Annotated in this window: 24 protein-coding genes and 1 tRNA gene; 11 read left to right on the top strand and 14 right to left on the bottom strand. The window is 32.0% G+C overall.

Features of this window, described 5'->3' with window-relative positions; translation table 11 throughout:
* The first annotated feature begins 118 nt into the window (after positions 1–118).
* Entirely contained in the window at positions 119–829 is a 711-nt protein-coding gene (locus H2650_RS07145) for a DUF4369 domain-containing protein (protein ID WP_188050087.1), read from the top strand.
* Between the two features lie 151 nt (positions 830–980).
* Here the strand turns inward: H2650_RS07145 and H2650_RS07140 are convergent, their stop codons facing one another.
* The 7 genes from H2650_RS07140 to idi form a co-directional block, all read right to left on the bottom strand.
* Positions 981–1,436 (bottom strand): hypothetical protein, encoded by a 456-nt coding sequence (locus tag H2650_RS07140; RefSeq protein ID WP_188050085.1) that lies wholly within the window; start codon positions 1,434–1,436, stop codon positions 981–983.
* Positions 1,437–1,558: 122 nt separating this feature from the next.
* Positions 1,559–1,632 (bottom strand) — tRNA-Thr (locus H2650_RS07135).
* A gap of 78 nt (positions 1,633–1,710) precedes the next feature.
* Positions 1,711–1,977, bottom strand: a complete 267-nt coding sequence (locus tag H2650_RS07130) for a hypothetical protein (protein ID WP_188050083.1) — start codon at positions 1,975–1,977, stop codon at positions 1,711–1,713.
* A gap of 68 nt (positions 1,978–2,045) precedes the next feature.
* A complete protein-coding gene (locus H2650_RS07125; RefSeq protein WP_188050081.1) occupies positions 2,046–3,008 on the bottom strand; it encodes a type I phosphomannose isomerase catalytic subunit in 963 nt (320 codons plus the stop codon).
* A gap of 128 nt (positions 3,009–3,136) precedes the next feature.
* Positions 3,137–3,595: a peroxiredoxin gene (locus tag H2650_RS07120; protein WP_188050079.1), complete on the bottom strand. Its 459-nt coding sequence runs from the start codon at positions 3,593–3,595 to the stop codon at positions 3,137–3,139.
* Positions 3,595–4,005 carry a 6-carboxytetrahydropterin synthase gene (locus tag H2650_RS07115; RefSeq protein ID WP_188050077.1) on the bottom strand — a complete coding sequence of 137 codons (411 nt, stop codon included), beginning with the start codon at positions 4,003–4,005 and terminating at the stop codon, positions 3,595–3,597. Before H2650_RS07115 ends, H2650_RS07120 begins: the two co-directional genes overlap by 1 nt.
* 22 nt (positions 4,006–4,027) lie before the next feature.
* A complete protein-coding gene (gene idi, locus H2650_RS07110) occupies positions 4,028–4,579 on the bottom strand; it encodes an isopentenyl-diphosphate Delta-isomerase (RefSeq protein ID WP_188050075.1) in 552 nt (183 codons plus the stop codon).
* 553 nt (positions 4,580–5,132) lie between these two features.
* Between idi and msrB the strand changes: the two genes are divergently transcribed.
* A complete protein-coding gene (gene msrB / locus H2650_RS07105) occupies positions 5,133–5,693 on the top strand; it encodes a peptide-methionine (R)-S-oxide reductase MsrB (protein ID WP_188050073.1) in 561 nt (186 codons plus the stop codon).
* 1 nt (position 5,694) lies between these two features.
* Positions 5,695–6,324 (top strand): peptide-methionine (S)-S-oxide reductase MsrA, encoded by a 630-nt coding sequence (gene msrA, locus H2650_RS07100; protein WP_188050071.1) that lies wholly within the window; start codon positions 5,695–5,697, stop codon positions 6,322–6,324.
* 94 nt (positions 6,325–6,418) lie between these two features.
* Here the strand turns inward: msrA and H2650_RS07095 are convergent, their stop codons facing one another.
* Positions 6,419–7,984: an NAD(P)/FAD-dependent oxidoreductase gene (locus H2650_RS07095; protein WP_188050069.1), complete on the bottom strand. Its 1,566-nt coding sequence runs from the start codon at positions 7,982–7,984 to the stop codon at positions 6,419–6,421.
* 170 nt (positions 7,985–8,154) lie between these two features.
* Between H2650_RS07095 and H2650_RS07090 the strand changes: the two genes are divergently transcribed.
* The gene (locus H2650_RS07090) at positions 8,155–8,394 is read left to right on the top strand and encodes a hypothetical protein (RefSeq protein WP_188050067.1); all 240 of its coding nucleotides are present in this window, start codon (positions 8,155–8,157) and stop codon (positions 8,392–8,394) included.
* Between the two features lie 74 nt (positions 8,395–8,468).
* On the opposite strand, the gene recQ is transcribed toward H2650_RS07090, so the two are convergent.
* Positions 8,469–10,664: a DNA helicase RecQ gene (gene recQ, locus H2650_RS07085; protein ID WP_188050065.1), complete on the bottom strand. Its 2,196-nt coding sequence runs from the start codon at positions 10,662–10,664 to the stop codon at positions 8,469–8,471.
* An 85-nt stretch (positions 10,665–10,749) separates the two neighbouring features.
* Here recQ and H2650_RS07080 point away from each other — a divergent pair, with 85 nt between their 5' ends.
* From H2650_RS07080 to H2650_RS07060, 5 genes are all read left to right on the top strand, one after another.
* Entirely contained in the window at positions 10,750–11,715 is a 966-nt protein-coding gene (locus H2650_RS07080) for an SIS domain-containing protein (protein WP_188050283.1), read from the top strand.
* Positions 11,715–12,530 carry a twin-arginine translocase subunit TatC gene (gene tatC, locus H2650_RS07075; protein ID WP_188050063.1) on the top strand — a complete coding sequence of 272 codons (816 nt, stop codon included), beginning with the start codon at positions 11,715–11,717 and terminating at the stop codon, positions 12,528–12,530. Before H2650_RS07080 ends, tatC begins: the two co-directional genes overlap by 1 nt.
* A complete protein-coding gene (locus tag H2650_RS07070; RefSeq protein ID WP_188050062.1) occupies positions 12,523–12,867 on the top strand; it encodes a carboxymuconolactone decarboxylase family protein in 345 nt (114 codons plus the stop codon). The genes tatC and H2650_RS07070 overlap by 8 nt, the downstream gene beginning before the upstream one ends.
* A 103-nt stretch (positions 12,868–12,970) precedes the next feature.
* Positions 12,971–13,711, top strand: a complete 741-nt coding sequence (gene lptB, locus H2650_RS07065; protein ID WP_188050060.1) for an LPS export ABC transporter ATP-binding protein — start codon at positions 12,971–12,973, stop codon at positions 13,709–13,711.
* A gap of 39 nt (positions 13,712–13,750) precedes the next feature.
* Complete coding sequence (locus H2650_RS07060; RefSeq protein WP_188050059.1) at positions 13,751–13,978, top strand: DUF5808 domain-containing protein; 228 nt, start codon at positions 13,751–13,753, stop codon at positions 13,976–13,978.
* A gap of 3 nt (positions 13,979–13,981) precedes the next feature.
* On the opposite strand, the gene H2650_RS07055 is transcribed toward H2650_RS07060, so the two are convergent.
* On the bottom strand, positions 13,982–14,845 hold the full coding sequence (locus tag H2650_RS07055; RefSeq protein ID WP_188050057.1) for a glycoside hydrolase family 25 protein: 864 nt from the start codon (positions 14,843–14,845) through the stop codon (positions 13,982–13,984).
* Between the two features lie 5 nt (positions 14,846–14,850).
* Positions 14,851–15,567: a phosphatidylcholine/phosphatidylserine synthase gene (locus H2650_RS07050; protein WP_188050055.1), complete on the bottom strand. Its 717-nt coding sequence runs from the start codon at positions 15,565–15,567 to the stop codon at positions 14,851–14,853.
* A 368-nt stretch (positions 15,568–15,935) separates the two neighbouring features.
* Here H2650_RS07050 and H2650_RS07045 point away from each other — a divergent pair, with 368 nt between their 5' ends.
* Both H2650_RS07045 and H2650_RS07040 read left to right on the top strand, forming a co-directional pair.
* Entirely contained in the window at positions 15,936–16,922 is a 987-nt protein-coding gene (locus tag H2650_RS07045) for a PorV/PorQ family protein (protein WP_188050282.1), read from the top strand.
* Between the two features lie 137 nt (positions 16,923–17,059).
* Complete coding sequence (locus H2650_RS07040) at positions 17,060–18,211, top strand: DUF4105 domain-containing protein (RefSeq protein WP_188050053.1); 1,152 nt, start codon at positions 17,060–17,062, stop codon at positions 18,209–18,211.
* 22 nt (positions 18,212–18,233) lie between these two features.
* Here H2650_RS07040 and H2650_RS07035 read toward each other — a convergent pair whose 3' ends face one another.
* The 3 genes from H2650_RS07035 to H2650_RS07025 form a co-directional block, all read right to left on the bottom strand.
* Positions 18,234–19,628, bottom strand: a complete 1,395-nt coding sequence (locus H2650_RS07035) for an exopolysaccharide biosynthesis polyprenyl glycosylphosphotransferase (protein ID WP_188050051.1) — start codon at positions 19,626–19,628, stop codon at positions 18,234–18,236.
* A gap of 80 nt (positions 19,629–19,708) precedes the next feature.
* Complete coding sequence (locus H2650_RS07030; protein ID WP_188050044.1) at positions 19,709–21,055, bottom strand: O-antigen ligase; 1,347 nt, start codon at positions 21,053–21,055, stop codon at positions 19,709–19,711.
* Entirely contained in the window at positions 21,052–22,131 is a 1,080-nt protein-coding gene (locus H2650_RS07025) for a glycosyltransferase family 4 protein (RefSeq protein WP_188050043.1), read from the bottom strand. The genes H2650_RS07030 and H2650_RS07025 overlap by 4 nt, the downstream gene beginning before the upstream one ends.
* Positions 22,132–22,231 lie beyond the last annotated feature (100 nt).

Raw genomic sequence — 22,231 nt, 5'->3', positions numbered from 1 at the left:
TTTATTTTGCGGCAAAATTTAAACCGCTAAGAAATCGTCAAGATTGATCTTGAAGCCTCAAGGAATATCATAAAAATGGCGAAATCGTGTTCCAAATAAAACCAAATTTAAACTTAACATGAAAAAATCGATTATTGCGCTCGTTACACTATCATTATTATTCGCTTGTGCTAAAAATGAGCCTAAAGGGAACTTACACATTACAGGGAATATCAAAGGATTAAAAAAAGGAACGTTGTACATCCAGCGAATTGTAGATACTACTTTAGTAGTCTTAGACTCAATTAATATTGACGGTACTTCTACTTTTGAAAATAATTTAGATCTAAAATCTCCTGAAATGTTATACATGTCTCTCGATCGTGGTACCACTAATTCATTAGACAACAATATTCCTTTCTTTGCCGAGCCTGGAAATATGACAATAGAAACCACTTTAGATCGTTATTTATTTGACGCTAAAGTTACCGGATCAAAAAACAATGAAATATTTGAAGAGTATAAAAAAATTAATAATAGTTTCACAGACAAGAATCTTTCTATGATTGAGGCTAGATTTAAAGCTATCAAAATTCAGAATCTAAAAGCCGCGGATAGTATCACTACCCTTCAAGATGCCAATCTTAAAAGAAAGTATTTGTTTGCAGCAAATTTTGCATTAAACAATAGAGATTACGAAGTAGCTCCTTATATCGCACTATCTGAGATTTACGATATTAATGTAAAGTATTTAGATACAATTCAGAAAGCAATGTCTCCAAAAGTAGCACAATCGCTTTACGGAAAAAAACTAACAGAATATGTCGCACATTCAAAACGTCAAAAATAATTTATTTGATTCTTAAAAATAATTTATAAAAAAACCATCTTGCTATAACAAGATGGTTTTTTAGTTTTAAGCTCTTAATGTTTCAAAAGATCAATTAGAAAACTATACTAAAATGGTAATTCTATTGCTATTGAAATACTATTAATGATTATTATTTGCTAAGTGCAGCAATAAACATACCTACAAAAATTAATAGATAAAGTGAAAAAATGATTACTGTCATTATTCCAATAAACTTATAATGTGATTTCAAATACCCAAAAGAAGTAGCTAAAGTTTCAGAATCATTATTCTTCAATGCTAGTTTAGCGTTAGAAGCAAATTTATTTAAATAATATACCGGAAAGAAGTAGATTGCCGCAATTATCAAATAAATAACAGTAATCATAATCCCAAAGGAAGCACCCATCATTCCTACAGCAGGATTAATTTTTGCCATTGCTGCAAATAGCGTACCCGCGAATAATGCTATTACCACTAAGAAAGCAATCCCTATATATCCTATAATAGATAAGAAATAAGCCCACTTAGCTGTTTCCTTTAAAAAGTCTTTAGCAGACACGTTTAATTTCATTTCGAAACTTTCAATTACTGAATTCTCTTCCATAATTTATTTTATTTGGTTAAGCGCCAAATTTAACAAAAAAACTATGACAAACTATAAAACTGAAAAAAAAATCGAAATAAAACAAAAAACCACTTAACTTTCGTTAAGTGGTTTTATTTAAGAGCCGGCGGAGGGACTCGAACCCACGACCTGCTGATTACAAATCAGCTGCTCTAGCCAACTGAGCTACGCTGGCGACTCATTACGGGTGCAAATATAAGACTGAATTTCTTTTTTCCAAAACAAATTCGAACTTTTTTTTGCTTTTTTTTTACTACAATTCGTTGATTTTAGCAATCAATTGATTAGCAGTTTGTTCCAATTCAACATTGATTTGTTTGAAGTGAGATTTTTTATCTTCAACCTTTTTTGCGTTCACTTTAGTGATCAAAACATCAAAAGCAGCAATTGCTTCATCAATTAAAGCATTAGTTTCTGTAGTCGGTTTTCCTGTAGTAGAAATTTCGAATAAGTAAACTGCTTCAATAATATCTCCTAAAACGTAGTTGATGTCTTTTTTTAAATTTTTAACGTTTGCCATTTTTATTTTTTTAAAATTTGAATTTTAATTTTCGTCTGCAAAAGTACACATAATCTTTCTATTACCGACTATGAAATGTAAATTTCTAAAATAGAAGCTTTTCCATTGAGAATGAATTCATTCATAGCAGCAGGAATCAAAATGGTGTCTCCTTTTTTATATTGTAGTTTAATGTGATCCTTTTCAATTTCAAAAAATCCCTCAACACACATATATACAGTAAAAGTTTCTGCTAATTTCACAACTTCCATTGTTCCGTCAAGCGATATAAAATTTGTGGTAAAGTAAGGACAATCTACTACTACATTAGATTCATTGGTATTTTTAGTAAATTCTTTTTTGGTTTGTACTTTTTTATAGTTTATTGCTTCTAAAGCTAAGTCAACATGTAGTTCTCTTAAAAATCCTTTGTCGTCTACTCTATCAAAATCATACAAACGATAGGTTATATCAGATGTTTGTTGAATTTCTGCCAACAATAAACCCGCTCCTATAGAATGAACAGTTCCGCTTTCTATGAAATAAGCATCACCAGACTTTACGTTTACCTCATCTAAAATTGAAAGTAATGTTTTATTTTTGAGATTTTCTAAATAGGTATTAGAGTTAGAATCTTCTTTAAAACCTACAATAATACGCGCCTCTTTATCTGCTTGAATTACGTACCACATTTCAGTTTTACCAAAAGAATTGTGTCGTTTTTGCGCTAAACTATTATTAGGATGAACTTGGATTGACAAATCCTCGCGAGCATCAAGGTATTTAAAAAGTAACGGAAATTCCGTACCAAAACGTGCGTAAACTGCCGTACCTAAAATTTCCTTTGGGTATTCTTTAATTAAATCTATAAAAGATTTTCCTTTCCAGATTCCATTTGAGATAACACTAACATCTTCTTTTACGGTAGAAATCTCCCAGCTTTCGCCGATAGTGCTTGAAGTAAATGATTTATGAAGTACTGATTTTAATTGCTCTCCGCCCCAAATTCTTTCTTTAAAAATAGGCTCAAATTGTAAGGGATAAAATTTCATGTTATTTTATTATAATGCAAAGATGCAAAATCAATCTTAAATTCAACCAATACTATTTGATTCAATTATTATAAATCGAATAAGTTCGAGAAAGCTTTAGCGGTCAATATTGCTAATACATTATATGTCTAGGATACTAATTTTTTGATTGCTGCTAATGCTTTAGGAATGTGTTTTGCGGCTAACATACTATCAAAAATCATTTGAATAATTCCGTCCTTATCCGTTACATAAGTAACTCTTCCTGGCAACAAACCAAACATCCCAGAAGGAACACCAAATGATTTTCTTATTTTCTTATCTAAATCAGACAAAAGAATAAACGGCAATTTGTATTGACTACTAAATTTTTGATGGGAAGCTGAACTATCACTGCTGATTCCTATAACTTCAGCACCTAGGTCTTTAAAATCTTCGTATTGATCTCTAAAACTACAGGCCTGAGTAGTACATCCTGGCGTATTATCTTTTGGGTAAAAATAAATAACTAAAGGTTTTTTACCTACTATAGAATTACTATCAAAATCTACTCCATTCGCATCTTTTGCTGTAAAATGCGGAATTTTATCTCCTACTTTTAACTCCATTATTCTCCTTTATACGTTACGAAATTACGAGGAGTTTCATAAAGAACTACTTCTAAATCAAACTCTGGTTTTATTCTTTTTCTAATTTTGTCCCAAATTACAACTACTATATTTTCAGCAGTAGGGTTTAAATCCTTAAATTCTGGAACATCAAGATTTAGATTTTTATGGTCAAATTGATTTTCAACATCTTCTTTGATTATATCGCTCAAAAATTTGACATCCATAACATAACCTGTTTCAGGATCTATAGCGCCTGTTACACTAACGATCAATTCGTAGTTATGTCCATGAAAATTAGGATTATTACATTTACCAAAAACAGCATCATTTTGTTCGAAAGTCCAATCTTTCCTGTGTAATCTATGTGCCGCGTTAAAGTGTGCTTTTCTTGAAATAGTAACTTTCATATTATAGAATAAATTAGCTGTTTTAGAATCTTTCTTCTATTGACAAAGGACTTTTATTTTCTTCTAGAAAATGATAAAACTCGTCAAAAATAATTTTAAACCAAACGGTGTATAATTCGGGATGAATCACCATATCTGTTTTAACCTCTTCAATTTTCATCCATTTCCAGTTTTCTACTTCTTCTGGATTAACTACAGGAGCATCATTATAATAGCCAATCATGACATGATCTAGTTCGTGCTCGGTTAAACCATTATCAAAAGGAGCTTTGTAAATAAAATGAAAAAGCTCTTTAAGTTCTGTCTTAAAACCCATTTCTTCAAACAAACGTCTGCTTCCTGCTTGAATATTTGTTTCCCCATCGCGTTGATGACTGCAACAGGTATTTGTCCACAATAAAGGAGAATGATATTTTTGATGTGCACGTTGCTGCAACATGATTTCGTTTTTACTATTCAATACAAAAACAGAAAAGGCACGATGCAAAACTGCTTTTTCATGCGCCTCAAGCTTAGGCATTAATCCTATTTGCTCATCATTTTCATTAACTAAGATTACGTTTTCTTCTGTCATATAAATGTATTTCCTGCCAAAAATACAAAAAAGAAAATTAGGGATCTAGGCTTTAACGTTCTGTTTCATTTTGTTCAAGTTGAACAAACATTTCATTCAATTAATTCTCGAATTATCCCATACTTCTTAAAACTAAATCTATTATAAAACACACAACAAATTAAATTTGCCGCAACAACAACTGCATCATGACACGAATTGAAAAACACTACTATTACCTATTAAATTAGAAGATTAATTTAAAGTACCATTTTCTAAAAAAACTAAATATCCTACCATTTTTGAGTTTAATAGAAAACATAATAATATCAATAAGAGTAAAACAGTTCTACAACAACTACTTTTTTATTATTTATAAAACCAAAACAAGTCTTTAGACGTAAATAGAAATAGTTAAACCTTACTTAAATCATTATTAAATTACAAAGCAAGAGGGTTATAAAAACCGAGCAAGGCTTTACATTTGTATTAAAGTAAGCGTTAGCACGAATGAATTCTAAAACAAATACTGGAGATAAACTCTGCTAATTTTAAAATCAACAATACAGTAATTATGAAAACAATAACCCATTTTTTAAGTCTCTTATTTTTGCTTCCTTTATTCATTTTCACTGCTTGTGGCCAAACATCTGCAAAGCAAAAAGATATAAAAAAAAGTATAACTATGGAAAATACAATCAAAAAACCAGGAAACCCTTATTATTCTAACACGGATACAACGCAACTAAAAGTTACGGATGCCGAATGGAAAAAAGTTTTACCAGAAGATGTTTATGAAGTATCGCGCAATGCCGATACAGAAAGACCATTTACTGGAAAATATTGGAATACCGATGATAAAGGAACTTATTATTGTGCAGCTTGTGGCAACAAATTATTTCGCTCTGGTGCAAAATTCTCTAGCACTTGTGGGTGGCCAAGTTTCTTTGAGCAGGAAAACAGAAATAGTGTGGTTTTTAAAAATGACAATTCCTTAGGAATGCAAAGAACAGAAGTGCTTTGTGGAAGATGCCACGGACATTTAGGTCACTTATTTGATGACGGACCAGAACCAACTGGAAAAAGATATTGCATGAATTCTATTGCACTTGACTTTGTACCTGATTCTAAATAATATGAAAAAGCTATTGCTATTAGTTGTGCTTGCGAGCTCAAGTTTGTTTGCACAGAAAAATAACTCCGATAACAACACAAAACAATCTTCTATTGAAACCATCACTTTAGCTGGTGGTTGCTATTGGTGTGTTGAAGCTATTTATGAAAACTTAGATGGAGTGAAATCAGTTGTTTCCGGATATGCGGGAGGAACAACTGTAAATCCAACTTACGAAGAAGTATGCACTGGAAAAACCGGTCATGCAGAAGTTGTACAAATTACCTTTGATAAAAACACCACTAATTTAGATGAAATTTTCAATGTTTTTTTCACATTACACGATCCAACAACACTCAATCGTCAGGGTGCTGATGTAGGAACTCAATATCGATCTGCTATTTTTTATAAAAACGAAGAACAAAAACTTGCAGCTCAATCTATAATAAATGCACTCAAAAAAGCAAAAGTTTACGATAGTCCCATTGTAACCACATTAGAACCTTTGAAACAATTTTACAAAGCAGAAAATTATCAACAAAACTATTATGCTAATAATAAAAGTGAGCCTTATTGCAAATTAGTAATACAGCCTAAAATAGAGAAATTTGAAAAATTATTCAAAGATCGATTAAAAAACAAAAAGAAATAAACGAATAAAACCGTCTCACAAAACAGTAAGACGGTTTTTTTATACTTTTTATTTAACAAATTTACTTTTTAAAGAAATTCGTTTTTAGTTAATTCTATTGTTTCTTTAAAGTGGCAGCAATCATTAAAGCGCATTTTTCACCATCTATAGCCGCTGATATGATACCGCCAGCATAACCTGCTCCTTCTCCACACGGATATAACCCCTTTATTTGTAAATGTTCATACGAATAAATATCTCTTGGGATACGCACCGGTGATGAAGTTCTAGATTCTGGCGCATGAAGAACGGCGTCGTTTGTAAGATATCCACGCATTGATTTGCCAAATTCTGTAAAGCCTTCTCTTAAAATTTGAGTTAAAAAACCAGGAAAAACTTTTCCCATTTCTATAGATGTAGTTCCAGGAACGTATGATGTTTTGGGTATATCTGAAGACACTCGGTTTTGAGTAAAATCGATCATTCGTTGTGCTGGTACCTTTTGAGTTTCCCCGGCTAAATGCCATGCTTTTTGCTCAATACTTTTTTGGAATTCCATTCCAGCCAGAGCACCAAATTTAGCAAAAGGTTTAAAATCTTCTAATTTTAATTCGATTACTATTCCGGAATTAGCCGTAACCTGATCTCTTTTAGACGGAGACCAACCATTCGTAACTACTTCACCCGGACTTGTTGCACAAGGCGCTATAACACCACCTGGACACATACAAAAAGAATACATCCCACGACCATTAACCTGCTTCACAATAGAATATGGAGCTGGAGGCAAATGCTCACCACGATAATCACAACTGTACTGAATACTATCAATCAAGGATTGTGGATGCTCCGCTCTTACTCCCAATGCAAAAGGTTTTGCTTCTATGAATACTTTCTTTTTATCTAATAATTCATAAATATCACGAGCAGAATGTCCCGTTGCAAGAATTAATTTATTAGCCAGAATAGTTTCTCCATTGTGAGTAACTATTCCTTGAACTTCATTATTTTTAATTAAAATATCTGTTAACCTAGTTTCGAATAAAACTTGCCCACCAAATTCAATAATTTTCTCTCGAATATCCTGAATAATTTGAGGTAACTTATTGGTTCCAATGTGCGGATGTGCGTCTACTAGAATATCTGGAGTAGCACCAAAAGCTACAAACAATTCCAAAATTCGGGTAACATCACCTCGTTTTTTAGAGCGCGTATATAGTTTTCCATCAGAATAGGTACCTGCGCCACCTTCACCAAAACAATAATTAGAATCTTCGTTTACCACATGATCTACATTAATAGCTTTTAGATCACGACGGCGACCGCGAACCTCTTTACCTCGTTCAATTACAACTGGTTTAAGCCCAAGTTCTATTAACTGTAAAGCAGCAAACAATCCAGCTGGACCTGCTCCAACAACGATTACTTCTTGCGCATTAGAAACATTTTTATAATCAGGAAGCCTAAATTCAGTTTCATGAAAAGGTTCTCCTTTTAAATAAACCGATACTTTTAAATTTATTTTTATAGATTTCTGACGTGCGTCTACGGAACGCTTCAAAATAGAGACATGCTGAATTTCATTGACCGAAACTTTAATATGTTTCGCCAAATAGTCTTTTAGCAACAATTCGTTTGTTGCTATTTCGGGAGTAACTTGTAAAAGAAGTTCTTGTGGCATTTTTTATTTTTTAATCTTTATTTTCTCAATCAGTTTATTCAAAAATTGAAAACAAAGTACAAAAGTAGTATTTTGAAGTGAAATTAGTTATTGAATGAGAAATGCTTTTTTAAAATAGACTTTGTAACTTTGGCAATTAAAACATAACAACTTATATAATTCCTATAAATATGTCTCGAAAAATAAAATTAATTTGGGATTTCCGTGGACCTGCTTCCTCAAAAACAGCTGAGCACCATGAAATTCATTTAAAAGAATACATCGCCATTGAAAAATTTCCGTTAGATATTACGGGTTTTGAAATAATCAACGAAATGTTTGCTATTGCTTTTATGGTAGTAAATGAAGAAAATATGATTGCTGTTCGTGACACTTTGAAACCACATCGAGGAGAAGTTTATGAAGGATAATATCCAACAAAAAAAACCAAATTTCAACATGATATCATGTTTAAATTTGGTTTTTTTTTATATAATATGATATCTTAATTTGCCACTTCACTAATAAACTTGATACGCATTAATCGCAATTCATCAAGATCATAATCGCCATCAAATTCTTTCAACGCTGATTCAATGCTATCAGACTCCGATTCCATATAATAATCATGAATTTCTTCTTGCTGATCTTCATCAAGCATATCATCAATCCAGTATTTAATATTCAGTTTTGTACCAGAATAAACAATTTGCTCCATTTCTTTGATTAAAGCATCCATATTGATCCCTTTTGCAGAAGCAATATCATTAAGAGGTAATTTACGATCTATATTTTGTATGATATAAAGCTTGTTTACAGAATTTACTCCAGTTGACTTAACAACTAGATCCTCTGGCCTTATAATGTCATTTTCTTCAACATAGCGACTGATTAACTCTAGAAATTCTTTTCCATATTTCTTAGCTTTACCTTCTCCAACACCATGAATATTAATCATTTCTTCTTGAGAAATAGGATATTTCAATGCCATATCTTCCAATGAAGGATCTTGAAAAACTACAAACGGAGGAACACCCACTTTCTTAGCTACTTTTTTTCTTAAATCCCTAAGCATACCCATCAAAACTTCATCTGCAATTGCCGATGATTTAGAAGCAGTAACAATAGCTTCGTCAACCGTTTCGTTGTATTCGTGATCCTCAGACATCATAAAAGATTGCGGGTTTTTAATAAAGTCTAATCCTTTATCTGTAATTTTCACAATTCCATAAGTCTCAATATCTTTAGATAAATATCCAGCAACTAAAACTTGTCTTAACAATGCCATCCAATACTTTTCATCATAGCTTCCTCCACACCCAAAAAAAGATTGAACATCTGTTCTATGTGCCTTTATAACTGCGTTTACGCGTCCTATTAAGGTAAATACAACCTCTTTTGATTTATATAAATGTTTGGTATCGCGTACAACTTGTAATAATTTTACGACTTGATCTTTAGCTTCAATTTTGATTTTCGGATTGCGAACATTATCATCCATATCGGCACCTTCGCCAGTTATGTCGTCAAATTCTTCTCCGAAATAATGCAGTAAAAACTTTCTTCTGGACATCGAAGTTTCGGCATAAGCCACCACTTCTTGCAATAGTGCGAAACCTATTTCTTGCTCAGCAACAGGTTTACCAGACATAAATTTTTCTAGCTTTTCTACATCTTTATAAGAGTAATAGGCAAGACAATGCCCTTCACCACCATCTCTTCCTGCACGACCAGTTTCCTGGTAATAACTTTCTAATGATTTTGGAATATCATGATGAATTACAAAACGCACATCTGGTTTATCAATTCCCATACCGAATGCGATAGTAGCCACAACAACATCTACATCTTCCATCAGGAACATATCTTGATGTTTGGCTCTAGTTTTAGCATCCAATCCAGCGTGATAAGGAACAGCACTTATTCCATTGACTTGCAAAACCTCAGCAATTGCTTCAACTTTTTTGCGACTCAAACAATAAATAATTCCTGATTTGCCTTTATGTTGTTTGATGAAACGAATAATATCCGATTCAATATTTTTTGTTTTGGTACGTACTTCGTAATATAAATTAGGTCTATTGAATGAGGCTTTAAAAGTTGTCGCATCAGTCATATCTAGATTCTTCAAGATATCTTCTTGAACTTTTGGAGTAGCAGTTGCGGTTAAACCAATAATAGGAACATCCCCTAATTGTTTAATGATATGTTTTAGATTTCTATACTCTGGTCTAAAATCATGTCCCCATTCAGAAATACAATGGGCTTCGTCAATTGCTACAAAAGATATCGTTACATTTTTAAGAAAACTCACATACTCTTCTTTAGTCAACGATTCTGGTGCTACATAAAGCAACTTTGTCAATCCAGAAGTAATGTCTTTTTTTACTTGAGCAATCTCTGTTTTGGTAAGGGAAGAATTTAAAACGTGCGCAATTCCGTTTTCTGAAGACAAACTTCGGATGGCATCGACTTGATTTTTCATTAAAGCAATCAAAGGAGAAACTACTATTGCAGTCCCTTCTCGAATTAAAGCTGGTAATTGATAACAAAGTGATTTACCGCCTCCAGTAGGCATAATCACAAAGGTATTCTGTTGATTCAGTATACTTTTTATGACTTGTTCCTGCAATCCTTTGAATTGGCTAAAGCCAAAAAACTTCTTTAATTCTTTATGTATGTCAATTTCGTTTGGATTCATTCTTGATTATGTGGTATTTTGTATAAATTTGCAACACCTAAAGGTACAAATTTCTTTTACACATACAAATTTTAATTATTCTGTTTTGATTACTAAAGAAAATATATTGGCTAGCGCCAAAAAAACAATCCTATCTGAAAGTGAATCTATTGCCAAACTAGCTGACTTTGTGGATGCAAACTTTATTGAGGCCGTACAAAAAATCTACAATTCTAAAGGAAGATTAGTAGTAACGGGTATAGGAAAGAGTGCTATTATTGCACAAAAAATGGTTGCATCATTCAATTCTACTGGCACTCCATCACTTTTTTTGCACGCATCCGAAGCTATACATGGCGATTTAGGCATGATTCAAAGTGAAGATGTAATTATTTGCATTTCAAAAAGCGGTAACAGTCCAGAAATAAAAGTATTGGTTCCTTTATTAAAAAGATTTGGAAACACACTTATTGCAATAACGGGAAACATGACTTCGTTTTTAGCCAAAGGTTCTGATATTGTATTAAATACTACAGTAGATGGAGAATCTTGTCCAAACAACTTAGCTCCTACCAATAGCACCACGGCACAATTAGTAATGGGTGATGCGCTTATTGTTTGTCTTATGGAAATGCGCGATTTTAAACCAGAAGATTTTGCTGTTTATCATCCAGGAGGCGCTTTAGGAAAAAAACTTTTACTACGCGTAAAAGACATGTTAGAACACAGCTTAAAACCTATGGTTGCACCAGAAGCTTCTATAAAAAAAGTGATTTTTGAAATTTCAGAAAAACGATTAGGAGTTACTGCAGTAGTCGAAAATGATAAGGTCATAGGCATTATAACTGATGGTGATATTAGGCGAATGTTAAATGACAGAGATACTTTTGCCGATTTGACTGCAAAAGACATTATGACAATCAATCCAAAAATAACAACATCTGAAGCTATGGTTGTGGAAGCATTAAACATAATGGAGGATTTCTCTATTACTCAATTAGTAGTAGTAGATAATGGGGACTACAAAGGCGTATTACACTTACATGATATTTTAAAAGAAGGAATCGTATAATGGCTAAAAAAAACTTAAACGAAATGTCGTTTTTAGACCATCTTGAAGAATTAAGATGGTTATTGGTTCGAAGCACAATTGCCATATTAATTTTGGCCACTTTCACTTTTTTTGTAAGTGATTATATTTTTGATGTGATCATTTTTGGGCCTACAAGTCCCAATTTTGTGACTTATCGCTTTTTTTGTGACTTATCCAACCAATTGGGTTTTGGTGAAACAATATGCGTAACTGAAATGCCCTTTATCATTCAAAATACGAATATGGAAGGTCAGATCAATGTTTTGATTTGGACTTGTATTACGGCAGGATTCATTCTTGGATTTCCATTCATATTATGGGAAGTTTGGAAATTTATCAGCCCAGCTTTATATACAGCAGAAAAGAAAAATGCAAAATTATTTATATTTTCATCCTCTTTACTTTTCTTTTTAGGTGTATTATTTGGTTATTTTGTGATAGTGCCTATGTCGGTTAATTTCTTTGCCACATTTACTATAAGTAATGTTGTAAAAAACCAATTTAGCGTAGATTCCTATATTGGAATGGTAAAAACCAGTGTTATTGCCTGTGGTTTATTTTTTGAATTACCAATTATCATTTATTTCTTGACTAAATTAGGACTTGTAACTCCACAATTTTTAAGAAAATATTGGAAATATGCCGTAATTGTCATCTTAATCGTTGCTGCAATTGTTACCCCTCCAGATGTAGTAAGTCAAGTAATCGTAACAATACCTATGCTTATCATTTATGAAGCAAGTATCATAATCTCTAAAATAGTAGTAAAAAATAAAAACAAAATAAATGGCTGATATAATAGAAGAATTCAATGAATACCGTTCAAAGATGAACGAAAAATTATTGGCAGACAATAATAAAATTGTAAAAAGAATTTTTAATCTAGACACCAATGCATACGCAGCAGGCGCATTAGATGTAAAAACAAAAGAATTACTAGGATTAGTAGCTTCAGCCGTTTTACGTTGTGATGATTGCGTAAAATATCATTTAGAAACTAGTTTTAAAGAAGGCGTTACCAAAGAAGAAATGATGGAAGCTATGGGAATTGCAACTCTTGTGGGCGGAACTATAGTGGTGCCTCATTTAAGAAGAGCCTATGAATTTTGGGAAGCATTAGAAAATAATTAGAAAATTTTTTTCCGTAGAAAATTCAAAAATTGAAGTTAAAAACTAAAACCAAAGAAGCGAATTTCGTTTCTTTGGTTTTTAGTTAACGATTAAACCTAAAAACATGAAATTAAGAGCCGAAAATCTAATCAAAACTTATAAAGGACGTAGTGTTGTAAAAGGCATTTCGGTAGAAGTAAATCAAGGGGAAATCGTTGGGCTTTTAGGTCCTAACGGTGCCGGAAAAACCACTTCTTTTTATATGATTGTTGGCTTAGTAAAACCAAATTCGGGTAATATTTATTTAGATGATCTCAACATAACAGATTATCCAATGTACAAAAGAGCCCAACAAGGAATTGGATATCTAGCACAAGAGGCTTCTGTTTTTAGAAAATTAAGTATTGAGGACAATATCCTTAGTGTTTTACAACTAACAAAATTATCTAAAGCGGAACAAGTTGCAAAAATGGAAAGCTTGATAGACGAGTTTAGTTTAGAGCATATTCGCACCAACCGTGGCGATTTACTTTCTGGAGGAGAGCGCCGTCGTACAGAAATTGCTCGTTGTCTTGCTACAGATCCTAAATTCATATTATTAGACGAACCATTCGCAGGTGTTGATCCTGTTGCCGTAGAAGACATTCAACGTATTGTAGCCCAATTAAAAAATAAAAACATAGGAATTCTTATAACAGACCATAACGTACAAGAAACCTTGGCTATTACAGACAAAACTTACTTAATGTTTGAAGGTGGAATCTTGAAAGCTGGAATTCCAGAAGAACTGGTAGAAGATGAAATGGTACGTCGTGTTTATCTAGGACAAAATTTCGAATTGAGAAAGAAAAAACTAGAGTTCTAGTGTTCAATTTTTATTAATAACCGTTATATCTTCCACTTTATGAATTCAGAAAACGAACCTTCAGAAGAAACTAAAAGACAGTGGCATCAAGATCCTTCTAATTGGATTTTGGGAATTTTTTATTATAATAAAGAGGACAAACGTATTTTTCCACCTAAAAGAATTCAATGGATGGGTTGGACAATTAACTTTGCTAATCCAATGTCAGTTAGTGCAATTTTGATTTTATTACTACTTATTCTTAGCCTAGCCACTTTTAATAAATAAAACCTAATCTACGGTAATAAATTTTAACTGTTTTAAATCTCCATTATAGATATTTACGTCAACATTCCCTTTAATACCGGGCAATGTTGCTTTCTCTGTAAATTGCCAAAAAAGCCAATCGGCCCCAATTTCTTCTCTATAAAAGTTATAATTTGCAATCCAAAAAAGATAATCGGAAAACTCATCTTTCAAAAAATCATCATAATAACGCTCGCCTGTATAAATAATAGGTTTTACTCCATAATGCGCCTCTACCGCTTTTAACCATCTTTTCAATCCAATTTTAAGATTAGTAATAGATTGGTTTTTAGGTAATCTTTCTATATCTAAAACGGGTGGCAAATCTCCTTTTTGAAGTCGTACCGTGGTAATAAAAAGTTCGGCTTGTTCTAATGAATTTTCATTTGGACGGTAATAATGGTATGCTCCTCGAATCATTTTATTAGCTCTGGCACCAATCCAATTTTCTTTAAACTGATAGTCCTCTCGGTCCTTACCCACTGTAGCACGGATAAAAACAAAATCTAAGGGATATTTTTTCTCTAAAACACCCAAATTCGACCAATTTATATTCCCTTGATACTCAGAAACATCAATACCGATACTTTTGCCTTCGTGTTTCTCTAAAACTTGAAAGTTTCGAACGTCAGAAATTCGTTTTTCTTCGCTATTTGCTTTGGTTATTTTTTTTGATTTAAAACCTAAATAGTAAGCAAAACCATTGCGATAATGAAAACCAACACCAATTACTAGCGCTAACAGACAAGCTACAAGAATATACCGCAATAACTTTACAGAAAAAAAATTCGTTTTTTTCTGAGGTTTACGGACTGCCGCAGTTCTCTTTCGAACAACTTTTTTTGCCATTCAAACTAATTTTTGAGCACTTTATTATTTATTACTGAAAGCAAAACGTATAGAAGAATCAATAAAGGAATCCCTAAGTATTGAAAGAAAATTAAAAACAACAGCGACAATATTAAAAAGACGATCTGAATCGCATTTTCTTTAAAACTAAACTTCTTTATTTTTAAAGAAAATAATGGTATTTCTGCATTTAGCATATAAGCGCTTAGTAAAGTAATTACCAATAAAAACCATTGATTTGTCAGCAATTCAATAACGAATAAGGATTCAGCATATTTCAATACCAATGGTAAACTTAAAATAAAAAGGGCATTTGCGGGTGTTGGCAAACCAATAAATGAATCGGTCTGACGAGTATCAATATTAAAATTAGCCAAACGGTAACACGATCCTAAAGCAATCATGAATCCTAAATAAGGAAAAATCTGCAGATGACCCGCAACCAGAGGTGATGAATTACTGATCATCATTTGAAACATCACTAAACCTGGTACTACTCCACTAGTAACCATGTCTGCTAAAGAATCTAATTGCAAGCCTAGTGGACTAGAAACTTGAAACAATCGAGCAAAGAAGCCATCAAAAAAGTCTAAAAATATTCCGAGACAAACAAAATAAAAGGCCATTTCACAGTCTTGGTTAAAAGCAAAAACCAAGGCAATACAACCCGAAAAAAGGTTGAGTAATGTAATTAGATTGGGGATATGTTTTTTAATATTCATAGTTTATTCTTTAAATTTTAAAAATCTACTCTAGCACCATTGAAAAAGTCATCAAGGTTGGCAAATTTAGTATAATAAGTGAATGAGAAGTACGTTTTTTATTAGAGTTTTTAATTACCATCAAAAAACGTTTCTATTTTAACTAACAGATAATTCATTTATTGTAAAAACAGATAAGAAAAATCAATTTCGTAAAGCATTATTTTTCAAAAGAAAGAATTATGCTCTATAAATAGTATATTTTTGATGCTTACTTAAATAATACCTGTCTAAAAACAAAATCTTTGAAAAAAAGCGTCATATTACTCTTGCTTTTTAGTAACATAGTTACTTACAGTCAGAGCGTTCGAAAATACTCTAATGAGTTTATGAATATTGGTGTAGATGCTGCAGCATTGGGTATGTCTAATGCTGTTGTGGCTTGGACAAATGATGTAAATTCTGGATATTGGAATCCAGCTGGTTTAGTACAATTAAAAGATCACCAAGTGTCTTTTATGCACGCCAACTACTTTGCTAACATAGCACAATATGACTATTTAGCCTACGCAAGTCCAATAGATAATCGCAGTGCATGGGGCATTTCTTTAATCCGTTTTGGCGTTGACGACATTTTAAACACTACCGAATTAATTGACAGTCAAGGAAACATTGATTACAATCGCATCAGTCTTTTTTCTGCTGCAGATTATGGTTTTACATTTTCATATGCAAGAAAACTTCCCGTTCCTGGCTTTCAATATGGAGTTAACGCCAAAGTAATTAGACGAATTATAGGAAAATTTGCAAATTCATGGGGATTTGGTTTTGATGCAGGAGTTCAGTTTGAGAAAAACAATTGGCACTTTGGACTACTCGTTCGAGATATTACAACAACCTATAATGTTTGGAATATTGACGAGAAGGAATATAAAAAAATAGCGAATGCTATTCCTGGAGAAAACCAAGATTTACCAGAAAGTACTGAAATTACAGCTCCTAAAGCACAATTAGGAATAGCCAAAAAATTCATCATTAGATCCGATTATAGCATTTTGGCCGCAGCCAATATGAACATGCAATTTAATAAAACCAATGATCTTATTTCGACCAACTTAGTTAGCATTGATCCTGCATTGGGCCTGGAATTTGGATATACTGATTTAGTTTTTGTAAGAGCGGGAGTTGGTAATTTTCAGAAAGTACAACAATTAGATTACACAGAAAAAATAGGTTTTCAACCCAATATTGGATTGGGATTTAAATATAAAGGGATTCAAATCGATTATGCATTAACAGATTTAGGCAATCAAAGTGCTGCATTGTATTCTAATGTTTTTTCAATAAAAGTAGATTTGGGAATGTTTAGAAATTAATATTCATTTACTTAAACTTTACAATACAGAAAGTGTTTTTTGTATTTTTGTACATGTACATAAATTCAAAAAAGATAAAAAATAATTACTTGTATTATAATAATTAATATCACCCTTTGGGTTAAGAACATACTAATATGTCTAAATATTTGTCTACAGCAAAAAGAATTTCAACTGCATTATTACTATTACTTTCGTGTACTTCCATTACCAGTTTTGCACAAAACATGATTCTTTCAAAGGATGCGCATGTTAGCGTAATTACATGTGGAACCGGAAATGAATCCTATTCTCTTTTTGGTCATACAGCTATAAGAGTAGAAGATCGATCAAATGCATTTGATTTCGTTTATAACTATGGTGCATTTGATTTTAATACTCCAAATTTTGTCATGAAATTTGTTAAAGGAGATTTACAGTATTTTGCAGTAGCCCACTCCTATACTGACTTTATTAATGAATATCAATATGAAAAAAGATCTGTGTATGAGCAGGAACTCAATATTCCGCTAGCTTTGAAACAAAAACTATTTGACAACTTGACTGTTTCTTTGTCTACCGGAGAAAGTCATTATACTTATAAGTTTATTGATAAAAATTGTACTTCTATGGTAGTTGATATCATTAATGAAACCCTAAATACTAAAGCTATAGTTAAAAAAGAGGATACCAATACTAGTTATAGAGCCATTTTATACCCTTATTTCGATGGACATTTTTATGAAAAACTTGGAACAAGTGTTATTTTTGGAAGAAAAGTTGACAAGATGGGAACTGAACTTTTTTTACCTTTAGAACTGCAAAAAAGTCTCAAAAAAGCTACTTTTCAAAATCACTTACTAGCTCCCATCAACAAAACCGTATTAGAATTTAAAAATGAAACACCATTTTCTTGGTGGAACAATCCTTATACGTATATACTGTTTCTTATGTTTATCGTTTTTATAAATAAAAAAAGTGTGAGTTTATTCTACCTCAGCATTATGGCTGTAATTGGCTTTTTCTTTGCTTTTGTTGGCTTTTACTCTCAACATTTAGAATTGGGATACAATTATAATATATTGTTGTTTAACCCTTCTTTATTAGCATTGCTCTATTTTTATTGGAAAAAAGATAAAAAAGCTATTTATAGATTGGCGCTTATAAATATAATTTGCTTGGTTGTTTATTTGTTTTTTATCATTAACAAAGTGCATTTTATTTTAGTATTACCGTTAGTAATTACAAACGGGATTCTTTTAGTGAGGATAGCGATTCAAAATAAAAAGAGAATTCCCATAATCATTTAAGACGCTTTAGAAATAGAGCCAATTATTGACCTCTATAGAATAAAACGGTTGTTATAGTCTTAAAAGCAATATTCATATCTAAATAAATACTACGGTGTTTGATGTAATAAAGATCGTATTGTAACTTTATCAAACTGTCATCAATCGTTTCTCCATAAGAATAATTTACTTGTGCCCAACCCGTAAGACCTGGCTTAATTATATGTCTAGTTTCATAAAAGGGCATTATTTCGGCAATTTCTTTGACAAAAAAAGGACGCTCCGGACGTGGACCAATTACACCCATTTCCCCTTTCAAAATATTGACAAATTGCGGAAATTCATCTATTCTGGTTTTGCGTAAAAATTTGCCAAAAACAGTTATTCTTGTATCATTAGATGATGTGAAAACAGCTCCATTTGTTTCAGCATTTTTTACCATAGTTCGAAATTTCAAGATTTCAAAAATAACTCCATCTTTACCTACTCTTTCTTGTGTATAAAACAAACGTCCTCTATTTCCTATGGCATTGCCAAACACTATTAATGGCAATAAAAACAACCCGATTAGCAATCCAGACAACGAAATTACAATCTCAAAAGCGCGAGCAATTAATAGGTATAATTTATTTTGATTGCTTCGGCTAAATGGAAAAAAACGATAAAAATCTCTAGACATATATTGCACAGGGATTCGTTGCGTTTTACTTTCATAAACTTGAGTGTATTCTCTAATAATACTTCCAGACTCTAATAAATGTAATAAATGTTGGTATAATTCAGGCGTGATGCCTTCTGTTTTTTGAGAGGCAATAACAATTTCGGAGACACTATTTTCTTTCACGAAAGTGAATAAATCCTCTGTCTTAATATTTTGAACATAATGATAATCTCTTATTTCACTCTCGAATGCATCTGTATTAACGAAACCAATTATTTTATAATGAGGATCTATATTTTCAAGTCCTAAAATCAACTCTTGAACTTGATCTTGGTCGCATATTAATATTGCTTTTTGAAAAAAACGGGTGGAGGCCAGAAAATTAACATACAACATACGCCAAATCACTAATGCCAAAAACATTACGATAAAAAACAATAAAATTTGTAGCCGACTGCTAGGTAGTTGTGGTGAAAAAAAAGGAGTTAATAGATAAATCAATACGGTTGTTGAAACCGTAATAAGCGTACTTTTAAGAACTTGAAACTGATTACTCGCTACTTGCAAATTATACATTTCGAAAATGGTACCAAATGCATTAATGTAAATTGCTAAAACAATAGTCCAATAATAATTGGTGCTGGAAATCACAAAATAATCGAAATCAAAAACTTTTGAAGTAATAAATAATGCGGACAAAACAAACAGAACGTCAAAAAGACGCAAAATCATCTTTCGTTCTGATATTTCAAAATGCATTTTATCTACTGAAAACATAGTTTGTTTTTATAATAATATTAGGTTAGGCTTTAGCTAAAGTTAAGACTAATAATCCCTTTTAACCAAAGTAAAATGATCTAATTGTTTGGAATCCGTTTTTTGGGTAAGCCCAACTGCACATTTAATAGTGCTAAGGAATAAACGAATGCAGGTGCGGCTATCCTCATTGCAGCATGATTGATTGTTAAAAACCAGAAAAAAACAAAGCACAATAAAAACATATTGAAATTATTCTGCAAAAATAAAACCAAAGGGGTAACTACCAAAATCAATAAGGCAAATATCCCTAAAGTACCATGTTCAGCCAGCATACGAGTTATCTCATCATGAGATGCCGCTTTTATACCGGTTTCTGCTTTACGAACTTCAGTTCCTTTCCCTACGCCAACACCAAAAATAGGGTTTTTTAAAAAAATCTCAATTTCACTTCTTGCTATTTCTTCTCGACCCGTAAATTGACTTTCTTTGACTCTTCCGGCGGCATCTTGATTGGAATATCGTTTATTAATTAATCCGTCGGTTTGAAATGAAGTATAGGTCCAAGTTGCCATCATAGCAAAACCTAAGAAAACCATAATATAACTCAATTTAAACTTTCCAGCTTGATTTGATTTAAAATATAAAAATATTAGTAATAAAAGAATCATTAAAAAACCCGTAATCATTCCGCCTCGTGAAAAAGTCAACATCCCACGATACATAATATTAAGAGCAATAAATAAGTTAACTATGATTTGCAATTTGGTTTTAGAATCCAATATGAATCGTGAAAAAAATATAAACATTCCTAATCCCAAAATAGTAGCTACTTGATTAGGGCCAAAACCTCCAGAGGTTTCAAAATTAGATTCTGTACCTGTTATGACTTCTTGAAGATTGGGTGTGTATAAAATTAAATATATTACACAACTTAAAATAGGCAAGCCCATACTGAGTAAAACCGTATTTATTTCATCTAATGAAATTTTCCTTCCCATAGTATATAAAGAAGCTACTCCTAGACAAACGGGACCTGAAATATTAAAAGCGATTGCTTTACGAATATTTGTATCAAAATTTAAGGCATAAGTAGAAATAATGATACTAGGAACTAATAGAAGAAGAAATATCCAATATGGTAGAGCTTGTTTAGAAAAACTACTAAAATACATTCCTAATAAAATAAAAACAATCACTCCATACTTAGAAATCTCATACAGCGGATTCCCATCAGTCATTCTCAAGAATACTTCACTCCCAACAACATAAGCAGCTGCAATAAGCGCTTCGTTATTTCTATTTTTATTTTTAATAATATAATATAGTCCAAAAATAAAAATAGAATATCCATATATTTTTGAGGTAAAAGGAACTATAAATCCTAATGCGCCCACAACTACATGGAAAAGTATTAAATAAAGATAAGATTGATCCTCTTTTTTCATTTACAACTATTTTGCAACCAATTTATATATATTTTAATCACGGACTCTTCACTGTAATTCTCCACAATTGTTTTGTAGAGTGCCAAACCAAAGTCTATTTGTAATTTATCATTTGCAATCAACTTTACAATCGAGTCGTAAAAAACCTCGATTTGATCCGACTCTACAAGAAAGCCATTTACATTCTTTTGAATCACTGTAGAAACATCGCCAACATTAGTAACAACAACAGGCTTTTTATGCAAACCGTATTCTAAAAGTGAAACTGGTAATCCTTCTGATTTGGAGGTAAGAATACAAATGGAAGCCTGATCTATAATATTTCCAACATCTTGCTTACTGCCGTAAAGGAACACCTTTTTTTCTAAATTAGAAGCGACTATTAAAGCCTTAATTTCACGAGAATAATCATCTAAGAAATCTTTACCCACCAAATGAAAAGTCCAATCAGGATGAGAAAATTTTAGCTTTTTGGCTACTTCAATCAAAAAATAATGATTTTTTTGACTTCTTAAATTAGCGAGACATACTATTCTCTTACCAGCAATTCCTTTTAAAATAGTTTCCGAAGGGGTTTTATTTTCACTTTCCACAAAATTAGGAAGGAAAATAATATTTGCTATTTTTAATCGCTGTTTACACCAATCTTTGAGATTATGATTTACCACTACCACTCCTGAAAAAAACGGAATTATTGCTCTTAAAATTCCCGTAGGTCTTTTAGATAAGAATTCACTATTCCCATAATGATCGTGCCAAATTAACTGTACACGAGGATAAATTAATTTGAGTAAAAAAGCCAAAAAGAAGGAAGAAGAATGTGCCTGAACAATTGTAATATTATTGTTTTTAATGTAGGAACGCAGTCTAAATAAGGAAGCGATATCTAGCGTACTTTTTCTGTTTAAAAAAAAATAAGCAACTTCCTTTTCGATCAAATTCACAAGAGGACCCTGTTTCCGAGTTGCAATTAAACCTGAAAATTCAATTTCTTTAGACAAAGCATTAGCATAGCTGACCGCCATGCGTTCTGCACCTCCTGCTTCTAATGAATCTATTAATTGAATAATTCGCATTTATTAATTTTTCTATTCTAAAGATTTAAATATAGGAGTTTAGAATAAATTGAAATTACTACTTCTTGCTATTTAATAAAACAACAATACATTAACTCTT

It is taken from the genome of Flavobacterium sp. GP15 (assembly GCF_014281985.1).
GTDB classification, from domain to species: domain Bacteria; phylum Bacteroidota; class Bacteroidia; order Flavobacteriales; family Flavobacteriaceae; genus Flavobacterium; species Flavobacterium pygoscelis.
The sequence above is the reverse complement of the archived record's forward strand: the minus strand, read 5'-3'. Positions and strand labels throughout refer to the sequence as shown.